Source organism: Alcaligenes sp. LTN-3 (assembly GCF_059735605.1).
The window spans coordinates 20,039-40,406 of sequence record NZ_JCAPDN010000004.1 but is presented as its reverse complement, the minus strand read 5'-3'; the positions used below and the strand labels follow the sequence as shown (position 1 = coordinate 40,406).

Here is a 20,368-nt window from a genome sequence, read left to right as displayed (position 1 = left end):
GCTACGAAACGAACTCAAAACGCCTGTATGACTGACTCAGCATCTCGGCTTTCTGAATAGACACTCCCACCTCAGCCGCACGTATCGTGATGCGTTCGTGCAAGGCCTCCAGATCTTCATAAGCCCGCTCATGTAATGCCTCCGCGACGACCAGCACCGTATCTGACTCTTTGGAGACCACGGACTGAGCCCCCTGCCGAAAGACCCAGCGACGTGAGTGCGCATGGTTGGCCTCATCGGCAAACACAATCTCGTCTTCTGTCGGGTGCTCGACCTCACCCTGGAAGGTTCGATATATTTCAGTGCCATCGGCAGGCCGAACTGTGATGCCTCCAGAAATATGGGCGCAATCAAATGCCGCAATCGGAATGGCTGCCTGCATAGACTCTGCGTTCAAGGTATCGATCAAGGGATGAAAGCCAGGCAGATATCCATCTTTACGAAAGCGACGCAGCAATGCTTCAACCGCACAGCGGTATTGGGTCGGCTTCATGCCCATCTGGGAATAAGCCTGACGCCAGGCCTGAATAGACGGGAGTTCACTCTCCGGCCCCTGCTCCAGCAACTGGCTAACCCTCGTGAATGTACTGCTCAGTGCATCGTTTTGTAGCTCGGCCGCCTTCACCCCTTGTAAAACCAGGACCAATGCCGTCAGCCCCGGAAAGCGGTTCCACACAGTGTCAGAATGATTGAAGTACATGGTATGCAAGGCACCTTTCGCCAATTGAAAATGTGAAATACAGGCAAGCACACTGCCTATTGCGTCAGTACGGTTCGTGCTCGGGTTCGCACCGGGAAGGTCAACACAAAAATGGCAAGAATGACCGTGGCAACACCCACAATCTGTACCCACCCAATCTGCTCCCCTAAAACCAGCGCTGCCAGGGTGACGGCTGTCAAAGGAGCAACCGCCGTAAACACAGACGCTTCGCTGCCACTGACTCGCGCTGCCCCGCCATACCACAGCAAAAACCCTGCAAAAGTAGGGACAAGCGCATACCAAACCACTGCGCCTATCGCTGCGGCATCTGGCATGGAAGGCGGTAATTCAAGAAAAGCAAAGGGCAAGGACACCAGCAGGCCCAGACCTGTCATCGTGGTGGCCTGCAATAAAGGCCGCAGCGGCACGGGGATGCGTTTGTTAAGCAAAATGAATGCGCTCTCGCAAACCACTGCCCCCAGGATGTACAACATGCCAATCGACGAACTCGGGCCGTTTCCTTTCCAGGCCACTGCCATGACACCCAAGGTCGCCAGCACGACGCTGATCAGCAGCCTTAGCCCTGGCCGCTCACTCAGGACGATCACGGAGAAAAGCGCAGACACAGCGGGCAATGTTCCTATGATCACGCCCGCATCAGCCGCCGACAAATGGGACAAGCCTGCTATCAGTAAGGTCGTATAGCCAACACTGCCCGCCCCGGCCTGAAGCAGCAACAGAACCCAGTCCCGGAACAACAGCTTGGGCCACCGCTCTCGCTGCCAGAACACCAGGGCAAGCAAAACCGGCAAGGCAAGCGCAAAACGAAGCGCCGTTGCCAAAAAAGCAGGCATGTTGCCAGCGATCAGCTTGGAAGCAATGACAGTCGATCCAACCGTCATCATGGCCAAGGACAGCAATACATATCCAAGTGTGCGACTTGACATCTTTTCCTCTAGGACACAAATCAATTCACGTAATAACCTTGGCATTTAATAGCATTGACCAAGAAAAATCTTGAACGATATTGCAAGGAAACAGGAAAACCGCAGACATCAAGAGGGAGCACTATTTTTTTGATAAAAACAAAAATAGAAAACGACTAGAATAATCATTTCCCTATTCATCCAGGAACACGAAGTGTGTTCTTAGACAAGGAAAGGAAATGTCCCAAATGAAGGTCAGTAAACAATTCAAAGCGAGGGTATGCGGGCAGACAGATATCGTCGCTGTTGAAGCGATGTCCAGCCAATCGTTTGGTCGGCATACTCATGATCAGTTTGGGATAGGGGTGGTGGTCAGCGGGGCCCAGGACTCTGCCAGTGGCCGCGGGCAGGTACGAGCCACCAACGGCAACATGATTACCGTCAACCCCAACGAAGTTCACGATGGAAGACCCGTAGAAGGCAAGGCAAGAACCTGGCGCATGCTGTATCTGGACCCAGAGCTGATAGCCCAGTTTGCCCAGTCCATGGGGCATAGCGCCGGGGTGGAGTTTATCCACCCTGTTCTTGGCGACCCCTCGGCGGTCATGGCATTCAAGCGCCTGTACGCAGCATTAACCGATCCAAACCGCGAGCCCAAGCAAGGACTGATAGATGAAATTGCGGAGCAGGAGCTTTTTCAGATTCTGGTGCCACTGCTTGGAAATACTCAGCCCACGGAAGCGGAGATTCTGTCTGCCGAGTTAGCCAGAGCCAAAGCTCGTCTTGATGCTCACCCGGAAATCCCGGTCTCGCTTAATGAACTGGCAACGGAGGCCGGTTTAAGCCGATTCCAATTTCTAAGGGCGTTCAAAGCTGTGACGCAATTGCCGCCTCATGCGTATCGGCTACAGCGTCAGCTGCAAATGGCGCGCCGCCTGATCATGCAAGGACACACCTTGCTGCAAGCGTCTCTTTTATCGGGTTTTGCAGATCAAAGCCACTTAACACGCCATTTCGTCTCAAATTATGGCCTGACGCCCGGCTCCCTCTCCCAATCTCGCAAAATGCAGTATTTTCCGGCGCTCAAGTAATTGAAGAGAATTCGATAAGTAATTCAAGACAATAAATCAGGAATCAATAATTTTGATAATTTATTTTATTGAAAAGAAAGAAACCTGATTGGTAATAAAATCAATATTAAAAAATAAATAATAAGGAAGCCAATTTAAACCGGCTTATCCTCATCTTCCAGCAACATCACCAGCTTGCAGTCCGGGCGTATTGCCAGGCGAAAGGTAAATTGCTGAAAGCGGCGCACGCCCTGGCTGGGGTGTCGAAAATCTCGCAAGCCCCCTTCCCGCTCCACCACGGTCTGCCGCCCCCACCAGAAGGCGAATACCTGGCTTTGATGCGCCAACTCCTGAATCAGGGCCTGTACATCGGCTTCATCGGCATGGGCGCCTACGTCGGCGCGGAATTCCGCCACAACGCGGCTGGCACGCTGCTCCCAGTCCACCACCAGCTCACGCGCTGCCGGGTCCAGAAAGATATAGCGCAGTAGATTGGGCTGCTCGCTACGATCGGGCCAACCATCGAACAAACCCAACAAGGCTTCGTTGCGGGCCAGTACGTTCCAACTACGATCCAGAATGTAAGCTGGGGCGGAGATGCTATCGACGCAGGCACTCAAGCCTTGCGGCAAGGGTTGAATATCACCCTGCCAATGTTCGGGGTCGGCGCAGTCGGCCAGCTCAAACAGGTAGTGGCGCTCGGCCCGGGCCAATTTCAGGACCGTTGCCAGGCGGGCGCAGACGGTGGGGGACACGGTCACGTCACGGCCCTGCTCGATCCAGGTGTACCAGGTGGTGCTGATATCGCACAGTTGAGCCACTTCTTCACGACGCAGGCCAGGAGTGCGACGACGCACGCCAGGGGCCAGGCCCAGATCTACAGGCCGGATGCGTTCCCGCGCATGGCGCAAGAAACGCCCCAAAGCCTGACGCCGGGTTTGGGACGCGCTCTCGGCGCCGCCCGGATTAGGCCCCGTCATTCCCATATCAACCCAACACGCCCGACAGAGTGCGGCGTACGTCTTCTTCCGTGCGGCCACTGCGTTGGATGTAGTCTTGCAATTGGTCCTGGCCAATATTGCCCACGTTGAAGTACTTGGACTGCGGGTGACTGAAGTAAAAGCCCGACACGCTGGAAGCCGGAATCATGGCGTAGCTGTCGGTGATGAACATCTCGATGTCCTCACACTGCAAGACGCGGAACATGTCGTGCTTGACCACATGCTCCGGGCAAGCCGGGTAACCGGGTGCAGGACGAATGCCCTGGTATTTCTCGTCGATCAGCTCTTCGTTGGACAGGCGCTCGTCGGTGACATAGCCCCACAAATCCGTGCGGACACGAGCATGCAGACATTCAGCAAAGCCTTCGGCAAAACGGTCACCCAGCGCCTTGATCATCAAGTCGGAGTAATCATCGCCAGCAGCCTGGAACCGCTCGGACAGTTTGTCCACGCCAATCCCGCCAGTCACCGCAAACATGCCGATGTAATCAGCCACGCCGCTTTCTTTGGGAGCAATGTAGTCGGCCAGACACTTGCTATCGACGCCTTCACGCTTGACGCCTTGCTGGCGCAGGTTGCGCCAGGTGAACAGGACTTCACTGCGCGATTCGTCTGAATAGACCTCGATATCTTCACCATTGACGGTGTTGGCGGGGTAGAACGCAATCACGCCGTTTGCCGTCAACCAGCGACCCTCAATGACTTTCTTCAACATAGCCTGGCCTTCGGCAAACAGGGTCTTGGCCTGCTCGCCCACCACCTTGTCTTCCAGAATGGCCGGGTACTTGCCGAACAAGCTCCAGGTCTGGAAGAACGGCGTCCAGTCGATGAACTGGGCAATATCGGCCAAGTCGTAATTCTTGAAGGTACGGCGACCAATGAATTTGGGGCGTGGCGGCACGTAGGTGGTCCAGTCGATGGCTGGCTTGTCTTGGCGCGCTTTTTCCAGCGAGATCAACGGTGTGGCTTTGCGATTGGCATGGCGCTGGCGCACTTGTTCGTACTCCTCGCGCACCTCGGCCAAGAAGTCGTCCACGTTATCTGACACCAACTGAGTAGCCACACCCACGCAGCGGCTGGCGTCCGGCGTGTAGATAACCGGGCCGTCGTAATGCGGGGCAATCTTCACCGCCGTGTGTACACGACTGGTGGTCGCGCCACCAATCATCAGGGGGATGTTGCGCTCACGGAAGTACGGGTCGCGCTGCATCTCGGACGCGACGTAGGCCATTTCTTCCAGGCTGGGGGTGATCAAGCCGGACAGGCCCACAATATCGGCCTCCACTTCCTTGGCCTTGGCGAGGATCTCGGCACACGGCACCATCACGCCCATATTGACCACTTCAAAGTTATTGCACTGCATCACCACGGACACAATGTTCTTGCCAATGTCATGCACATCGCCTTTCACCGTGGCAATGACCATGCGGCCTTTGGAACGCACATCACCGCCCGCAGCCTCAATCTGGCGTTTTTCTTCTTCGATGAAAGGAATCAAGTGGGCTACGGCCTGTTTCATCACACGCGCAGATTTCACCACCTGCGGCAGAAACATCTTGCCCTGACCGAACAGGTCACCCACCACATTCATGCCATCCATCAAGGGCCCTTCAATGACACTGATAGGGCGACCGCCCTGGGCATCGATCTTCTGACGAACTTCTTCTGTATCTTCCACGATGAAGCTGGTGATGCCATGCACCAAAGAGTGGATCAAACGCTGCTCAACCGTGGTTTCGCGCCAGCTCAGGTCTTCCTCTTTCTTAGCGCCCGAGCCTTTGACGCTCTCGGCCATTTCTACCAGGCGCTCGGTAGGGGTGCGTTCGTCCGCCGGATCAGTTTTACCTTTGGGCTCGGCGCGGTTCAGAACCACGTCTTCGATCAGGTCACGCAGATGCGGTTCGATATCGGCATACACACCCAACTGACCGGCATTCACAATACCCATGGTCAGGCCTTCCTGGATGGCGTAGTACAGGAAGACCGTGTGAATCGCCTCGCGCATGGCTTCATTGCCACGGAAGGAGAAACTGACGTTGGAAATACCGCCGGACAAACGCGCATGCGGCAGATTCTTGTGAATCCAGCTAACGCCGCGAATGAAGTCCAGACCGTAATTGGCGTGCTCGTCCATGCCGGTTGCCACGGCAAAGACGTTGGGGTCAAAAATAATGTCCTCTGGCGGGAAACCAAGCTCATCCACCAGCAAGCGGTAAGCACGTTCGCAGATTTCTACCCGTCGCTCGTAGTTGTCAGCCTGACCCTGCTCATCAAAGGCCATCACAACAATAGCGGCACCGTATTTACGGCACAAACGGGCATGTTCCAGGAAAGGCTCAATGCCCTCTTTCATGGAAATCGAATTCACAATGGCCTTGCCTTGCACACAGCGCAAACCGGTTTCGATCACGTCCCATTTGGAACTGTCGATCATGATGGGCACGCGAGCAATGTCCGGCTCGGAAGCAATCATGTTCAGGAAGCGGTGCATACAGGCTGCCGAGTCCAGCATGCCCTCGTCCATATTGATGTCGATAATCTGCGCGCCGTTCTCCACCTGCTGACGGGCCACCGACAAGGCTTCTTCGTAGTTTTCCTGCTGGATCAGGCGCAAGAAAGCCTTACTGCCCGTGACGTTGGTACGTTCACCCACGTTCACAAACAGGGTATCTTCGTCAATATTCAGTGGCTCCAGACCCGACAAACGGGTTTTGACAGGAACCTCGGGAACAACGCGTGCAGGCAACTTGCGGCACAGCTCGGCAATGGCGGCAATGTGCTCGGGCGTCGTACCACAGCAGCCACCGACCATATTCACCAAGCCGGCTTGCGTGAATTCCTGCAGCAGACTGGACGTATCGGCTGGCGTTTCATCAAAGCCGGTTTCTGCCATAGGGTTGGGCAAACCAGCGTTGGGGTAGACACACACATAGGTGTCACAAATCTTGGACAGCTCGGCCACGTAAGGACGCATCAAGGCGGCGCCCAAGGCACAGTTCAGGCCAATCGTAATGGGACGGGCATGACGCATGGAGTTCCAGAAGGCCTCTACCGTCTGACCGGACAAGATCCGGCCCGATGCATCCGTAACCGTGCCCGACACCATCACCGGCACGCGCTCACCACGCTCATCAAAGACCGTTTCCAGCGCAAAAACAGCCGCCTTGGCGTTCAGCGTGTCAAAAACGGTTTCGATCAGCAAAATATCGACGCCACCATCGAGCAAGGCACGAACCTGCTCGGTATAGGCTACGCGCAACTGGTCAAAGGTGACGTTACGAGCAGCCGGGTCATTCACATCCGGGGAAATAGAAGCCGTCTTGGGCTGCGGGCCCAAGGCACCGGCCACAAAGCGCGGCCATTCAGGTGTGCTGAAGGCATCACGTGCCTGACAGGCCAGTTGAGCCGAAGCCAGGTTCAGGTCATAGCTGATGCCCTGCAAATCGTAGTCACCCTGGGCCACATCGGTTGCACCAAAGGTATTGGTCGTAATTACATCGGCTCCGGCAGCCAGGTATTTCTCGTGAATTTCACGAATAATGTCGGGTCGCACCAGCGACAGCAATTCGTTATTGCCCTTCACATCCTTGTGGTGATCCGCAAAACGATCGCCCCGAAAATCAGCCTCACCCAATTTGTAACGCTGAATCATAGTGCCCATCGCACCGTCCAGAATCAGAATTTGCTGCCCCAAACGGTGCGCAAATTCAGCACCACGCGTATAGGCAGAGATCGGATAAGGCAAAGCAGGATAGGACACTAAAAAGCTCCGTAGCACGAAACGGGACGTTGACGGCATCTGACAGCAAGAGCCGCGAGAATGGTGGATTGGCGCCACAATTGTAGCGCCTTGTACGGCAAATCCACCCCAAACACTTAACCTTTGCGCCAGCGGCATGTAACATTTTCTGCTCGGAAAGAGGTGCTTTCCGGCCCATGCAGCCGTGGGCCTGGGAAAGTCAAATGGGAAACGTGAGCGGTTCCACCCCGGAACTGCCAAACGTGCTGCCCCCGCAACGGTACCTGCTACACGCAAAGCCCGACACCAGCCTGCTTCTCGAGCCTGAATTCATGGCCGTCCCACGGTGGGCGGCTTCGCTTATTGATGTGCGGGGACGCACATCCCACAGGAATCTCCATGACTCTACTGTCCATCAGACCTTTGATGGTCGCCCTGGCGGGCGCCCTGCCTTTGATCGCCACGGCCCAAACTGCCCCTGTCACCAAGCTGGAGCAAATTGTTGTTACCCCCAGCCGTCTGGCACAGCCACTGAAAAACGTGGTGGGTGACGTTACAGTGATTGATCAGGAAACTCTGCAAAAAGCGGGTCAAAGCAGCGTGGCCGAGATTTTGCAGCGTCAGCCTGGGGTGGAGATTTACAGCAGCGGGGGTCCGCAAACCACGACCGGCATTTACCTGCGCGGCACCAATCCACAACATACCCGCGTCATGATCGACGGGATGCGCATTAACAGCTCCACCAGTGGTTCGGTGAACTGGCAAGCCATTGACCCTGCCCTGATCGAGCGCATTGAAATTGTGCGTGGCGCGGGCAGCAGCCTGTATGGCTCGGATGCGATTGGTGGTGTGGTGAACATCATCACCAAAAAAGGTGGCGGTGACCGTGCCTTGAGCGCCTGGGGGAATGTCGGCCTGGGCTCGCAAGACACCTTCAAAGCCAGCGCCGGGTTTTCGGGTGCAGCTCAAGGCTGGGACTACAGCCTGGCCTCCAGCTACGGCACCAGCGATGGCTTCAACGCCACCAACCCACTGTCCTTCAGCTACAACCCGGACAAGAACGGCTACACCCAGCACGGACTGAACGGCTCCTTGGGCTACGAATGGGCTCAAGGCCAACACCTGGGTCTGACGGCCATCAACAGCTTTATGGATGGTCAATTCGACAACGGCCTGTTCGAGCGCCGCACCCCTAGCACACAAACACGTCAGCAAGCCTACGGTCTGACCAGCACCAACAAGCTGTCTGAATTGTGGACCAGCCGTCTGAGCGCCTCGCTAAGCAAAGAAACAGTCGAAAACCGCGCTTTTGCCTCTCGCTATTCCACCCTGCAACGTCAATACAGTTGGCAAAACGACCTGACATTTGCCCAAGGCCATACGGTGTCCTTGCTGGCCGAGCGTCTGGAAGAGCGCATGACACACACGACCGTACACAAGGATGACAAGCGCAATACCAATGCCTTTGCCCTGATTTACCGTGGCGACATCAATCAACACCACCTGCAAGCCAGCCTGCGTAATGACAACATCAGCGGCTATGGCAACAAGGTAACGGGTGGCCTGGGCTATGACCTGGACATCACCAGCAACTGGACCGTAGGTGTGGCCGCCAATACCGGTTTCCGTGCGCCTACATTCGCCGACTTGTACTCGCCGTACAACTGGGGCTTCCAGGGCAATCCCGATCTGAAACCGGAAAAATCCCGCAACGTGGAAGGTCATATCCGCTACACGGACGACACGACCGAATTGGGCTTGGTGGTCTACCAGAACCGCATCCGCGACATGATCAACCCCTATGTGTGCGACGCCAACTTCGAGTGCACAACAAGCAACACCGAAAAAGCGCGTATTACTGGGCTGACCTTGACGGCCATGAAGCAACTGGGCAACACCACGCTGACCGCCAGCGCGGACTTCACCGACCCCAAAGATAGGAACACCGACAAGCAGTTGGTGCGCCGTGCCAAGCAAAACTACAAGGTGGCGGTTGATCACAAGTTTGGTGACCTGAAAGCCGGTGCTGAGTACCTGTTCGCCTCCCATCGTTATGAAGATGCGAAAAATGAACAGCGGCTGGGCAGTTACGGCCTGTTGAACCTGACCGCCAGCTACCCGCTGACCTCCAGCCTGGAAGCCCAACTGCGCTGGAACAATGTGTTCGACAAGGACTACACCTTGGCTCGTGGCTATAACAACGCCGGCTCCAGCGTGTTCCTGAACTTTGCCTGGCGCATGTAAGCAGTAAAATCAACTTCGCTTGATTCTGGCGCGGTTCTGCTCAAGAGCCGCGTCATTGACTTAAAGGCGCATGATGCCCCCTTTGCCTGCGACTTATCGTCTTCAGCACTCGAAGCGCTCTGTCTGGAGCGGATTGGGGCTATGGGGATTGCTTTGCCTTTGCGCCCTGCTTTTAGGATTGCCCATCCTGACGCAAGCGCAGGAACAAGACCCGTTGCAGTCACAGACACAGACACAGACACAGACCAGCACAAAGCAAAGCACTCAAGAAGTACAGAGCCAGCAGCAAGATAAAAAAGCACAAAACGCCGCAGCCGAACAAGACGCCCCACCCACACCAACTGTCGCTCCAGCCCGCGCGATTAGCCTTGCTCCCCACATTACCGAGATCCTGTTTGCCGCCGGTGCTCAAGACCACTTGATCGCCGTAGACAGTTCCAGTGACTACCCCCCTGCCGCCAAGGATCTACCCCGCGTTGGGGACGCCTTGCGCGTGAACCCCGAACGGCTGCTGGAACTAAAACCCGATCAAGTCTGGGCTTGGCAAGCTAACCAGATCGGGCCTGAATTACAGCGCCAGCTACAGCAAACCCATATCAGCCTGATCTTTGCCGCCCCTGAAAAACTGGACGACATTCCCGCCTTTGTCCGTCTGGCAGGAGACAGCCTGGATACAGCCGATGTCGCCGTTCCCATCGCTGCTTTGCTGGACAATCAGATTGCCGCCCTGCGCCATAACAGCCGCCTGGGCGAGACCGTCAGCGTGTTTCTGGAAATCGGTTCCGAGCCTTTATATACCTTGGCACGCGATCCTTTGATTCAGGATGTGCTGAACACCTGCAAGGCACAGAACATCTATGCCCACCATGCTGCCGTCGCCCCCACCATCAGTCTGGAAGACGTGCTGCACAAGCGCCCGCAGGTGGTCATCATGGCCTACCGTGATCCGGCCCAATTGCGCGCCCGCCATCTGTTCTGGGAAAAACATCTGGGGCTAAGCCCCCACGCCTTGCTGAACCTGAACCCGGATGCACTGTACCGCCCCGGCCCCAGGCTGATAGAGGCCACTCGCGAGCTGTGCGAGCAACTGGATCGCTATCGAGCCCAGGTATCCTGAGCGGCTTTCTACTCCAGCCTAGAACTGATACTTCACTGCCAGCATCATGTTGCGCGGTTCGCCCCAGGTATACGTGCTGTACCAGGAGAACATAGAGTAATAGCGCTTGTCGAACAGGTTATTGACGGTAAAGGTGGCCGACAAATTCTTGTTGAAGCGATACCGCGCCATCGCATCCACCAGCCAATAGCCCGCAACGGTATGCTGAACCTTACCCGGCGATCCGGGTCGACTGACATCACCCCAGGTTTTGCTTTGCCAACGGGCACCGCCCCCCAAGGTCAGGCCATTCAGGTCACCCTCAAAATCGTACGTGGTATAGATGTTGAACTGATGCTCGGGCGACAAGGTAGACACTTTATCGCCATCCTGGCGCGATAGCTTGTAAGCGTAACCCGCATGCATTTGCCATTGCGGCGTCAACTGGCCAGCCACTTCCAGCTCTACGCCATGCGTGCGCACACCTTGAGTCGCCTCATACGCGATACCTCCCGATGGCGTGCGCCCCCCCGTTTCCTTGCCGAAGTTATCCTGACGCAGTTGGAAATAAGCCAGACTGGACGTCAAACGCCCCCCCATGAATTCGCCTTTGAGACCGACCTCGTAGTTATCGCCACGCAAGGGGTCCAGAGTACGGCCTCCCTCGTCTTGCAAGCTCTGAGGCTGGAAAATATTGGTGTAACTGGCATAGACCGAGAAATTATCGTTCAGGTCATACACAGCCCCAAGGTAAGGCACCCATATGCCTGTCTCACGCATCTCAAGCTTGTTGTAGTTGGCGTAGCGTGTACCCAGTAGCAACTTCAAATCATCGCGCAGGTTCAGACGTGTGCTGACATACAGACCATTTTCACGTGTCACCTCACGATCGTCGCCCAGGTGCTGCCAGTTCATGCGCGGCCAGCGGCCATCCCATTCATAGTAATTCTGGACCTCGGTATTACTGTTTTCTCCGTAAGATGTATTGGTCCAGCGACGGCGCGACACACCTCCCCCGACCACCAGCTCATGCTCGCGGCCGAACAGCTCAAAGGGACCAGTCGCATAAAAGTCAGCCGTATTGGAGACTGTCTTGCCCACGTAGCGTCCAGACCATAAGGAAGTACCTTTGCCGGTTAAAGGGTCGGGATTGCCAGCAGCTACCGCAGCCAGCTCAGAGTCATAACCATTGATCAAGCGATTGAACTGCACCTTGGCCATCCAGCCGTTGTCGAATTCGTGCTCCAAAGTAGCAAAGGCCGAACGGGTGTACTGGTTCCAACGACTCCAGCGCGTACCGTTATTAAAGGAACGGTCCATCTCGTTGAAGTTGCCCTGCGCGTCATAAATCGGGATGCCTCCCCAGGTTGATCCTTTGGGATCGTTGTCCTGCAAATCTGCACCCAGGGTCAAGCGGGTATCCGGTGTCAGGTCGGCTTCAACAATGCCGTACAACACCAAAGTCTGACGCTGGTAGTGGTCCAGATGGCTTTTCTTGTCCTGATAGGCGCCGACCAGACGGCCACGTAGAGAACCTGACTCGTTCAAAGGGCCAGAAAAATCCGCTTCACCGCGGTAATTATTCCAGGTGCCCAAGCCCGCACTGGCATACCCCTGAAACTCGCGCGTCGGCTTTTTGCGAATCATATTGATCGTCGCGCCTGGGGTTCCACTGCCAGTGAGCAAACCGGAGGCGCCTTTCAATACCTCCACACGATCGTAAATCGCTGTGTCCGTGAGCGAATGGCCAGCCGAGTACGGTGAATCGCGCAAGGTGGGGATGCCGTCATATTGAAAGTTCTGAACACCAAAACCGCGTGCTTCATAAGCGGTACGCTCACTGTCATAAGTAATGATGCTAAGGCCAGGAGTATGACGCACTACGTCATCGATACTGGTCAGGTTAAAGTCGTCCATCTGCTTGCGTGTAGTCACGCTGATGGCCTGCGGCGTCTGGCGTGGTGTCAAGCGCAAACGGGTTGCCGTGGCAATTGTGCCCGCCGCATACGTGCCTGAACCTTCGGTGATGTCGCCCAGCGCATTGCGGCGTACTTCAATACTGGCCAAAGACTGCACACCGGCGCCGTCAGCCAAGGTGTCACTATCAGGCAGGGCAATCAAGACATAGCCCTGATCCCGGCTTTGAACCTGAAACGGCTGCCCGGCCAGCAAGGCAGCAAAGCCGTCCTGCACGGAATACTGTCCTTGCAAACGCGGTGCGCGCAGACCTTGCAGTCGGGAAGAATCCATCACCAGCGCCACCCCGGCCTGTTGAGCGAACTGGCTCAAGCGGCTAGCCAGATCCCCGGCTTCCAGCGCATAAGCTTGGGTCGTCTGGGCCGAGGCCGGTGCCACATTCAGCATCAAGGCCCCTACAAAAGCCAGACCCAGCAAGCGGCGGCAGACATTGGGCATGAACGACGTTTTCACAAGCGCCAAAGGCGGCGCATTCTTCGGGACCATGAAATCTCTCCTTCTTTGGCAAGGTCTATCTGTTAAAGACGCACGAGCCCAAAAAAGCGGCAATCAAGGCCTGAAATTAATCGTCAATCCTTCGTTTGGCGTGTTTTGCACCTGCAATCGGGGATACAAACTCTTCAACAACGCCAAGGCCGACAAGGGTTTGTCAGCAGGCAAGACAGCACTAACCGTCAAGCCCTCCATGCCATGCGGATTGATCTGTGTTTTGCCGGCATACTGGCGGGTGGTCTGCTCCAGAGCCTGCGTCAAAGGGACATGCTCCAGAAGCAGTTGCCGCTGGTCCCACGTGCGTATGACGCTGTTCACATCCGTCTGGCGGTTTACCCCCAGGCCTTGCGCATTGATCTGCACCTGATCGCCCGGCCCCAGTTCGCGAGCCGCTTGTGGGCCTTGGGTACGCGGATACGCCAGAACCCGAGAGGACAGCACGGTCAGCAAGGTGCCTTGAGGCTGTTCCTGTACGATAAATTCAGTGCCCAAGGCTTGCGAGACGGCCTGGCTGCTCAAGACCCGCAACGGTCGATCCGGCTGCTTGGCCACCACCACACGAATCTGCCCTTCCAACAGCTCAATATCCCGGTACTGCTTGCTATATAAAATCTTGACTTGCGATGCCCCAGCCAGCTCCAAACGAGTGCCATCCTCCAGCACCACACTGCGCCATTGTCCAGCGGCGGTAAGGACGGACTGATTGGACCAAGGCAATACAAAGGCCAGAATCGGCAAGATAAGCACCACGGCCCAGAGCAGGAGCATCGTGCCCTGACGCCAATCGCGCAAAAGCTTGGGCCGCGCTGACAATCCTGCATCCAGCGCACTGCGCCCAGGAGGGGTATTAGCCTGTACGGCCAGTTTTCTTACCCTGCACAGCACCGCCTCCATAGCCGCAGCCGCTGCTTCATGACGCGGGTCCAGCACGCGCCAGGCCATGAACTCGGCCTGGGCCTGTTCGGTAAATTGTTCGGGATCGGACAAGAGCACAACCCATTGGGCGGCTTGTCGCTCTATTTCCTCGTTGGACATGGGGTTCAAGCTGGAATCAAGGTCTGAACATGAAGCAAAGCCTGCACCAGATCATTGCGCACGGTGCGCTCACTGACACCCAAGCGCTTGGCCACCGTGGATTGCGTTTCCCCGTCCAGATAGCAGCTCAGGAACACCATGCGAGCCCGCGCGGGCAATTCATCCAGAGCCTGGGCCAACAAGGCCAGCACTTCCAGCGTGTGGGCGCACTGCTCGGCCGAGGGTGCTTGCGCCCCTTGGGCCAAGGTCGCCTCCAAGGCCTCCAGATAAGCTTGTTCGACAGCCATGCGTCGGCTGCGATCAATTAGCAGCCTTCTGGCCGTGGTCGCCAGAAACGCACGGGGGTGGCGTAAATGATGAACGGCACAGGGGGCCAGCAGCAAACGCACAAACGTGTCCTGAACCAGATCTTCTGCCGTAAAGCTGCAATGCAAACGCGCGCGCAACCACCGCAACAACCAGCTACGGTGATCCTGATAGAAATCTCCCATCCCGATGGGTGCTGACGGATAGTCCATAGACCCTGAATGCACTAATCAATAATCATTCTCATTCCAAAATTATGACATGAAAAGACAAGGATTCTGACGGCGAAGGCCGCAAGCGTCGTCTGGCCACGACAGATCACCACTAAAACAGCTAACCACCCTGCAAGGGTCATCTAAAACAAACAGGGAGCGGATGCGGGCTGAAATCAAGAAAACGGACATAGCCAAAAAGGCCACGCCCGCCCAAGGGTCAACACAGAGAAGCTTGCAGCGGCGCGGATCACTCCCCAAACTTCAGGGGCATCTACGACGCTGCAAAACAACCCTTACATCACAAAGGACGGCAGGGTCAGCACAGCGTGAGTGGGTTGGCAGCGCAAGCCTTCCACATCGTTCAGACGGGCTTTGGCACGACGGGACAGATGCTTGAGGACCTGGCTGCGCTCTACAGCAGGCAGTGTGGACAGTGCGTTTTCAATGGTGCGACCGGACAGGTCGTTAAGAGCATAGGCAAACTCGCGCGCACCGTGGGTTTGCAGCAGCTCCAGCAGGTAGCCCTGGCGCTGGCGGGATGCAGCCAGGCGCAGAGCGTCTTGCAGCGCATTATTGTGTGGAGTAGAACGGAACAGGTTGAGGCGGAACATAGCATTCTCCTTCGGACACGAGGGCCCAGAAAGAGTGCTCACCTCATCAGAGGGGCCCGCTTTGTGGTCCAGCGTCCAATTGACTGGTCATTAAGAAGGTTTGCCCTTTACAGGAACAAAGCCATATAGAAGGATCAGGGTCCATTTACTTTTAAACGTGAGTAGTTAAAAAAAGGGCAACGGTTTTTGCACCAACGATATTTTCGCACCTGACCCAAGGCTTGTCTGTCAGGCATTGGCACACTTTCCATCACCTTGTGAACATCAAATTTATACTTAGGGATATGTGATTTTGCAGGGCACCCACAAGCCCCCCGACTAAAGAGGCTTTACTGTCTGCTACTCACGCGCCCTTCCCCCGAACACCAGCAAGCTTACATAAGGGTTTTCCTGCGAGTACCGGCCAAATGGATTATTCTTGCAGTGTTTGCCCAGCAAAAATCACTTATCTCTCCGTCACCAAAGACGGATGCGCAACAAAGCACCACCATGACCCAAACAGTGAACAACGACCCCTTTATCCTGGCCGGAACCAGCTACCAATCCAGGCTGTTGGTAGGCACCGGTAAATACAAAGATTTTGATGAAACTCGTCTGGCTATTGAAGCCAGCGGCGCTGACATTGTGACCGTGGCCATTCGCCGCACCAATATCGGCCAAAACGCCAACGAGCCCAATCTGCTCGATTACCTGCCCCCCTCCAAATACACCCTGCTGCCTAACACTGCGGGTTGCTACACCGCCGATGACGCCGTGCGGACCTTGCGTCTGGCCCGCGAACTGCTGGACGGTCACAAGCTGGTCAAACTGGAAGTGCTGGGCGACTCCGGCAATCTGTTCCCCAATATGCCCGAAACCCTGAAAGCCGCCAAAACCCTGGTGGATGAAGGTTTTGATGTGATGGTGTATTGCGCTGATGATCCTATCCAGGCCCGTATGCTGGAAGATATTGGCTGTGTGGCCATCATGCCTTTGGCCTCCCTGATCGGTTCGGGCATGGGCATTATCAACCCCTGGAACTTGCGCCTGATCATCGATCAGAGCAAGGTGCCGGTGCTGGTGGATGCCGGTGTCGGTACGGCCTCGGATGCCGCTATTGCCATGGAGCTGGGCTGTGATGGTGTCCTGATGAACACCGCCATTGCCGGTGCCCGTCAGCCTGTAATGATGGCCAGTGCCATGAACCTGGCAGTACAAGCCGGTCGCCAGGCGTATCTGGCTGGCCGTGTACCCCGCAAATACTACGATGCCGACCCCAGTTCCCCTACCGAAGGGCTGATTCACTCCCGTACCTGATCGAGACATGATTCCCAATACGCTGACCATTGCCGGAGTTGACCCCTCCGGCGGCGCCGGTATTCTGGCTGATGTCAAAGCCATGAGCGCCCTGGGTGCTTATGCCACCGCTGTCATTGCCGCTTTGACGGCACAAAATACCCAAGGGGTCACCGGCATCAGCCCCGTTCCTGCCGACTTTGTGCGCCAGCAGATTGATACGCTGTTTGCCGACGTGCGCATTGATGGCGTCAAGATAGGCATGTTGGGCCAGGAGGCCGTCACCACCGTGGTGGCCGAACGCATGGCTCACTTCAAACCCAAGCATCTGGTGCTGGACCCGGTGATGATCGCCAAAAGCGGCGACCATTTGCTGGAAAAGTCGGCTGTCCATGCCTTGCGCGAGCAACTGGTTCCCCAGTGCACCATGATCACACCCAATCTGCCCGAAGCCGGTGTTCTGCTGGACGCCCGCCCGGTAGAAACCGTCAAGGAAATGCGTCAGGCCGCCGAGCGCCTGCGTCGCCTGATGAGTCACAGCGATCAGCGCTGGGTATTCCTGAAAGGGGGCCACCTGCCCGGTTCGGACTGCATAGACCTGCTGCACGATGGCGACAAGATGATCGAAATGCCCGCCAAGCGTATTGATACGGCCAATACACACGGTACCGGCTGTACCTTGTCAGCTGCGCTAGCCGCCCTGCTGCCCCAATACAGCAATGTGCCTGACGCCGCCCTGGCTGCCAAAAAGTACTTGTACGAAGCCATTGCCCGCTCGGGTGAACTAACCGTGGGCAACGGACACGGTCCGGTGCATCACTTCCATAAACTGTGGCCATCGTCCTGATACGTGCCGTTTGATCGGGTCGCTTGAAGGCCCCTGTCTTATGCCTACACTTGGAATTATTGTCGCCATGCGCGAAGAGCTGGAGATTGTGCTGGAACGCTTGCAAGAGCCCCAGACCCTCCAGCGTGCCGGCATGGACTTTCATCGCGGCAGCTATCTGGGTAAACCTGTGGTGGCCGTAGTCTGCGGCGTGGGCAAGGTCAATGCCGCCGCTTGCACCCAGATGCTGATCTCGGAATTTGCCGTGGGCAGCATCATCAATATCGGTATTGCCGGTGCGGTTGAGCCCAGCATCCGGCCAGGCGACATCGTCATTGCCGATACGCTGGTCCAGCACGATGTGGAGCTCAAAGCCCTGGGTCTGGCGCCAGGACAGGTTTTCCGTCTGGATACCTTTGATTTTCCGACAGACCCCGCCTTACTGGCCATTGCCCAAACTGCCGCCCAGCAAATTGAAGGGCATCAGGTCCACACGGGCCGAATTGTTACCGGCGACCAATTTATCGCATGTAACGATAAAATACAGTGGTTAAGCGCCACCTTTAATGCCTTAGCCTGCGAAATGGAAAGTGGCGCCATTGCCCAGGTGTGCTATCTGAATACCGTGCCTTTTGTCTGCATACGCAGCATTTCAGACAATGCCAACAACGACGCACACATGGACTTTGACACCTTCTTGCCCATTGCCGTCAACAACGCCAGCACCTTGCTTCACGCGATGGTGCCGTCCTGCTAAGCCCGACTGCGCCTCTTTATCGATGCGCTGGCTTATAATCGGCTCTTTGCCAAGCCTTTAGTTTTCTGGAAGCTATGAACCATATTGCGCTGTCTGAACTCGAACGTGCCCGTTACTACATGGTGGAACAACAGATCCGTCCCTGGAACGTATCCGACGAAAACGTGCTGCAAGCATTGGTCGAGGTCCAGCGCGAACGCTTTGTTCCCTCGTCTTTGCGCTCTTCGGCCTTTTCGGACACCGAACTGCCACTGATCATCAATGCCGTGGACACGCACGAGACCATGCTCTCGCCCAAAGTGGAAGCCCGTCTGGCTCAAGAGCTGCTTTTGCAGTCTAGCGACGGTGTGCTGGAAATTGGTACCGGCTCGGGCTATCAGGCCGCTTTGCTGGCTCACCTGTCCCAACAAGTCACCTCCGTCGAAATTGACAGCAAACTGGCCGCTTTTGCCCAGGAAAACCTGCAGCGCAACAATGTACGCAACGTCAAGGTTGAAGTGGGCGATGCACATGCCGGCTGGGGCACCACCGAGTACGACGCCATTTTGGTCACCGGCTCCGTGCCCACCATTCCTGATGCCTTGAAGTACCAGCTCTGTATCGGGGGCCGTCTGGTGGTGGTGGTCGGTCAAAACCCGGTTATGACAGCCGTGCGTATTACTCGCACCAGCGCCGCCAGCTTCGATACCACACCGCTGTTCGACACCTGGATCAAACCTTTGCGCGGCACGGCCGTTTCACAATTCCGCTTTTAAGTGCCTATGCGGTTCATGACCTCCTTGCGCCTGACGCTGCTCTGCCTGCTTGCCTTAAGCAGCACGGCCCAGTCGCAAGATCTGCTGCAAGCCTGGAATCAGGCCCTGGCTCGTGAACCGCAATTTGGCGCGGCTCAGGCGGCACATCAAGCCGACCAAGAACAAGTGCCACAGAGTCGGGCTCAATTGTTGCCACAGATCAGCGCCATCGGCACAGCCGAACTGCAAGAGCGCCGCCAAACCAGCAAGCTGTCCAATCAACACTCCAGCGACCGAGCCGCCTGGGCACTCACACTGAGCCAACCGGTTTACAACCGCAACGCCTGGGCTCGTTACGAACGCGCTCAGTTATTGGCGCAGGGTGCCGATATTCAACTGGCGCTGGATCGACAAGACTTGATGCTACGCGTCAGCCAACGCTATTTTGATGTGCTGGCAGCACAAGATGCGCTATCTACCTTGAAAGCCCAGCAAGCTGCCATTGACGAGCAATTGCGCGCCGCTGACCAGAATTTTCAACTGGGCGGCACCACGATTACCGATACCTACGAAGCCAAATCGCGTCTGGATCTGACACGAGCTAGCGTCTTGCAAGCGGAAAATGCCCTGCAAGTGGCTCAGGACAAGCTGGCGGCGCTGACGCTGGAGCGTTATGAAACACTGGCTCGCCTACGTGAGCCTTTGCGTCTGCCCGCCCCACAACCTGCAAATCTACAAGACTGGTTGGATCAGTCCAGCCAATCCGGTTTAAGTGTGGCACTGGCTGATATCAAGGCACGTGCCGCCCAAGAGCAGTTGAAAAGCACCCAGGCCCTGCACGAACCTACCCTGGCCTTGAAAGCCCAGACCGGCAGCGGCAGCGACCAGACCCTGTTTGGCCAAGCTGGCGGTGGCCCACGTTCTCTGAACAGCGCCGTCGGTCTGGAGCTAAGTATCCCCATTTTCCGAGGCGGCGAAACCAGCTCTCAAGTCCGTGAACAAAGCTCGCGCCTGCAACAGGCCCGCTACGATCACCAGTTCGCCATTGAGCAGTCCATCCAGCAGACGCGCCAGTACTTCTCCGGCGTCACCTCGGGTCTGGTCCGTGTGCAGGCACTGGAAGCGGCCACCAAGTCCAGCCAAGACGCTCTGGAGGCCAACAAGCTGGCTTACGAGGTCGGTGTGCGTGTGAATATCGATGTGCTCAATGCCCAGCAGCAACTTTACGAAGCACAGCGCAGTCTGGCCCAAGCCCGTTATGACGTTCTGATGAACAGCCTACGCTTGAAAGCAGCCAGCGGCACGCTGAGCGAAAACGACCTGCGGGCCGTGAACGATCTGCTACAACCGGCGTCCTGAAGCGA

16 protein-coding genes and 1 riboswitch are annotated in these 20,368 nt (G+C 56.3%); of the genes, 8 read left to right on the top strand and 8 right to left on the bottom strand.

All coding sequences use genetic code 11. The features are described from left to right. Window position 1 precedes the first annotated feature (1 nt). Window positions 2–700 (bottom strand): B3/B4 domain-containing protein, encoded by a 699-nt coding sequence (locus AC6I6N_RS16650; protein ID WP_497943674.1) that lies wholly within the window; start codon window positions 698–700, stop codon window positions 2–4. Between the two features lie 56 nt (window positions 701–756). Further along, complete coding sequence (locus tag AC6I6N_RS16645) at window positions 757–1,647, bottom strand: DMT family transporter (protein WP_497943673.1); 891 nt, start codon at window positions 1,645–1,647, stop codon at window positions 757–759. A gap of 218 nt (window positions 1,648–1,865) precedes the next feature. On the opposite strand from AC6I6N_RS16645, the gene AC6I6N_RS16640 reads away from it, so the two are divergent. Continuing rightward, window positions 1,866–2,717 carry an AraC family ligand binding domain-containing protein gene (locus AC6I6N_RS16640; RefSeq protein WP_497943672.1) on the top strand — a complete coding sequence of 284 codons (852 nt, stop codon included), beginning with the start codon at window positions 1,866–1,868 and terminating at the stop codon, window positions 2,715–2,717. Between the two features lie 134 nt (window positions 2,718–2,851). Here AC6I6N_RS16640 and AC6I6N_RS16635 read toward each other — a convergent pair whose 3' ends face one another. Then, window positions 2,852–3,682 (bottom strand): helix-turn-helix transcriptional regulator, encoded by an 831-nt coding sequence (locus AC6I6N_RS16635; protein WP_094197820.1) that lies wholly within the window; start codon window positions 3,680–3,682, stop codon window positions 2,852–2,854. A 1-nt stretch (window position 3,683) separates the two neighbouring features. Further along, window positions 3,684–7,457: a methionine synthase gene (gene metH / locus AC6I6N_RS16630; protein ID WP_497943671.1), complete on the bottom strand. Its 3,774-nt coding sequence runs from the start codon at window positions 7,455–7,457 to the stop codon at window positions 3,684–3,686. A gap of 143 nt (window positions 7,458–7,600) precedes the next feature. After that, a riboswitch (cobalamin riboswitch) is annotated at window positions 7,601–7,766 on the top strand. Between the two features lie 69 nt (window positions 7,767–7,835). Between metH and AC6I6N_RS16625 the strand changes: the two genes are divergently transcribed. Together AC6I6N_RS16625 and AC6I6N_RS16620 are read left to right on the top strand one after the other, a co-directional pair. Beyond that, the gene (locus tag AC6I6N_RS16625; RefSeq protein ID WP_497943670.1) at window positions 7,836–9,680 is read left to right on the top strand and encodes a TonB-dependent receptor domain-containing protein; all 1,845 of its coding nucleotides are present in this window, start codon (window positions 7,836–7,838) and stop codon (window positions 9,678–9,680) included. Between the two features lie 214 nt (window positions 9,681–9,894). Next, window positions 9,895–10,797 (top strand): ABC transporter substrate-binding protein, encoded by a 903-nt coding sequence (locus AC6I6N_RS16620; RefSeq protein WP_497943669.1) that lies wholly within the window; start codon window positions 9,895–9,897, stop codon window positions 10,795–10,797. An 18-nt stretch (window positions 10,798–10,815) separates the two neighbouring features. On the opposite strand, the gene AC6I6N_RS16615 is transcribed toward AC6I6N_RS16620, so the two are convergent. The 4 genes from AC6I6N_RS16615 to AC6I6N_RS16600 form a co-directional block, all read right to left on the bottom strand. Then, a complete protein-coding gene (locus AC6I6N_RS16615) occupies window positions 10,816–13,239 on the bottom strand; it encodes a TonB-dependent siderophore receptor (protein ID WP_376912672.1) in 2,424 nt (807 codons plus the stop codon). Window positions 13,240–13,302: 63 nt separating this feature from the next. After that, window positions 13,303–14,280 carry a FecR family protein gene (locus AC6I6N_RS16610; RefSeq protein WP_376912671.1) on the bottom strand — a complete coding sequence of 326 codons (978 nt, stop codon included), beginning with the start codon at window positions 14,278–14,280 and terminating at the stop codon, window positions 13,303–13,305. A 5-nt stretch (window positions 14,281–14,285) separates the two neighbouring features. Continuing rightward, window positions 14,286–14,798, bottom strand: coding sequence for a sigma-70 family RNA polymerase sigma factor (locus AC6I6N_RS16605; RefSeq protein WP_094197825.1), 513 nt, complete (start codon window positions 14,796–14,798; stop codon window positions 14,286–14,288). A gap of 296 nt (window positions 14,799–15,094) precedes the next feature. Beyond that, the gene (locus tag AC6I6N_RS16600; RefSeq protein WP_094197826.1) at window positions 15,095–15,412 is read right to left on the bottom strand and encodes a hypothetical protein; all 318 of its coding nucleotides are present in this window, start codon (window positions 15,410–15,412) and stop codon (window positions 15,095–15,097) included. Window positions 15,413–15,901: 489 nt separating this feature from the next. Here AC6I6N_RS16600 and AC6I6N_RS16595 point away from each other — a divergent pair, with 489 nt between their 5' ends. The 5 genes from AC6I6N_RS16595 to AC6I6N_RS16575 all read left to right on the top strand — a co-directional run bounded on the left by AC6I6N_RS16595 (window position 15,902) and on the right by AC6I6N_RS16575 (window position 20,363). Beyond that, window positions 15,902–16,708 (top strand): thiazole synthase, encoded by an 807-nt coding sequence (locus tag AC6I6N_RS16595; protein ID WP_108728504.1) that lies wholly within the window; start codon window positions 15,902–15,904, stop codon window positions 16,706–16,708. A gap of 7 nt (window positions 16,709–16,715) precedes the next feature. After that, entirely contained in the window at window positions 16,716–17,534 is an 819-nt protein-coding gene (thiD, locus tag AC6I6N_RS16590; RefSeq protein ID WP_108728503.1) for a bifunctional hydroxymethylpyrimidine kinase/phosphomethylpyrimidine kinase, read from the top strand. A gap of 40 nt (window positions 17,535–17,574) precedes the next feature. Continuing rightward, complete coding sequence (locus AC6I6N_RS16585; RefSeq protein ID WP_094197828.1) at window positions 17,575–18,270, top strand: 5'-methylthioadenosine/adenosylhomocysteine nucleosidase; 696 nt, start codon at window positions 17,575–17,577, stop codon at window positions 18,268–18,270. Window positions 18,271–18,344: 74 nt separating this feature from the next. Further along, window positions 18,345–19,025 carry a protein-L-isoaspartate O-methyltransferase family protein gene (locus AC6I6N_RS16580; RefSeq protein ID WP_094197829.1) on the top strand — a complete coding sequence of 227 codons (681 nt, stop codon included), beginning with the start codon at window positions 18,345–18,347 and terminating at the stop codon, window positions 19,023–19,025. A 15-nt stretch (window positions 19,026–19,040) separates the two neighbouring features. Next, window positions 19,041–20,363, top strand: coding sequence for a TolC family outer membrane protein (locus tag AC6I6N_RS16575; protein ID WP_108728502.1), 1,323 nt, complete (start codon window positions 19,041–19,043; stop codon window positions 20,361–20,363). Window positions 20,364–20,368 lie beyond the last annotated feature (5 nt).

Bases quoted from the DNA above. Each gene is read 5' to 3' on its own strand.
- AC6I6N_RS16605 (WP_094197825.1), bottom strand. From the start codon at position 14,798: ATGGACTATCCGTCAGCACCCATCGGGATGGGAGATTTCTATCAGGAT.
- AC6I6N_RS16625 (WP_497943670.1), top strand. From the start codon at position 7,836: ATGACTCTACTGTCCATCAGACCTTTGATGGTCGCCCTGGCGGGCGCC.
- AC6I6N_RS16615 (WP_376912672.1), bottom strand. From the start codon at position 13,239: ATGGTCCCGAAGAATGCGCCGCCTTTGGCGCTTGTGAAAACGTCGTTC.
- AC6I6N_RS16640 (WP_497943672.1), top strand. From the start codon at position 1,866: ATGTCCCAAATGAAGGTCAGTAAACAATTCAAAGCGAGGGTATGCGGG.
- AC6I6N_RS16600 (WP_094197826.1), bottom strand. From the start codon at position 15,412: ATGTTCCGCCTCAACCTGTTCCGTTCTACTCCACACAATAATGCGCTG.
- AC6I6N_RS16635 (WP_094197820.1), bottom strand. From the start codon at position 3,682: ATGGGAATGACGGGGCCTAATCCGGGCGGCGCCGAGAGCGCGTCCCAA.
- AC6I6N_RS16595 (WP_108728504.1), top strand. From the start codon at position 15,902: ATGACCCAAACAGTGAACAACGACCCCTTTATCCTGGCCGGAACCAGC.
- AC6I6N_RS16645 (WP_497943673.1), bottom strand. From the start codon at position 1,647: ATGTCAAGTCGCACACTTGGATATGTATTGCTGTCCTTGGCCATGATG.
- AC6I6N_RS16575 (WP_108728502.1), top strand. From the start codon at position 19,041: ATGACCTCCTTGCGCCTGACGCTGCTCTGCCTGCTTGCCTTAAGCAGC.
- AC6I6N_RS16585 (WP_094197828.1), top strand. From the start codon at position 17,575: ATGCCTACACTTGGAATTATTGTCGCCATGCGCGAAGAGCTGGAGATT.
- AC6I6N_RS16650 (WP_497943674.1), bottom strand. From the start codon at position 700: ATGTACTTCAATCATTCTGACACTGTGTGGAACCGCTTTCCGGGGCTG.
- AC6I6N_RS16610 (WP_376912671.1), bottom strand. From the start codon at position 14,280: ATGTCCAACGAGGAAATAGAGCGACAAGCCGCCCAATGGGTTGTGCTC.
- AC6I6N_RS16580 (WP_094197829.1), top strand. From the start codon at position 18,345: ATGAACCATATTGCGCTGTCTGAACTCGAACGTGCCCGTTACTACATG.
- thiD (WP_108728503.1), top strand. From the start codon at position 16,716: ATGATTCCCAATACGCTGACCATTGCCGGAGTTGACCCCTCCGGCGGC.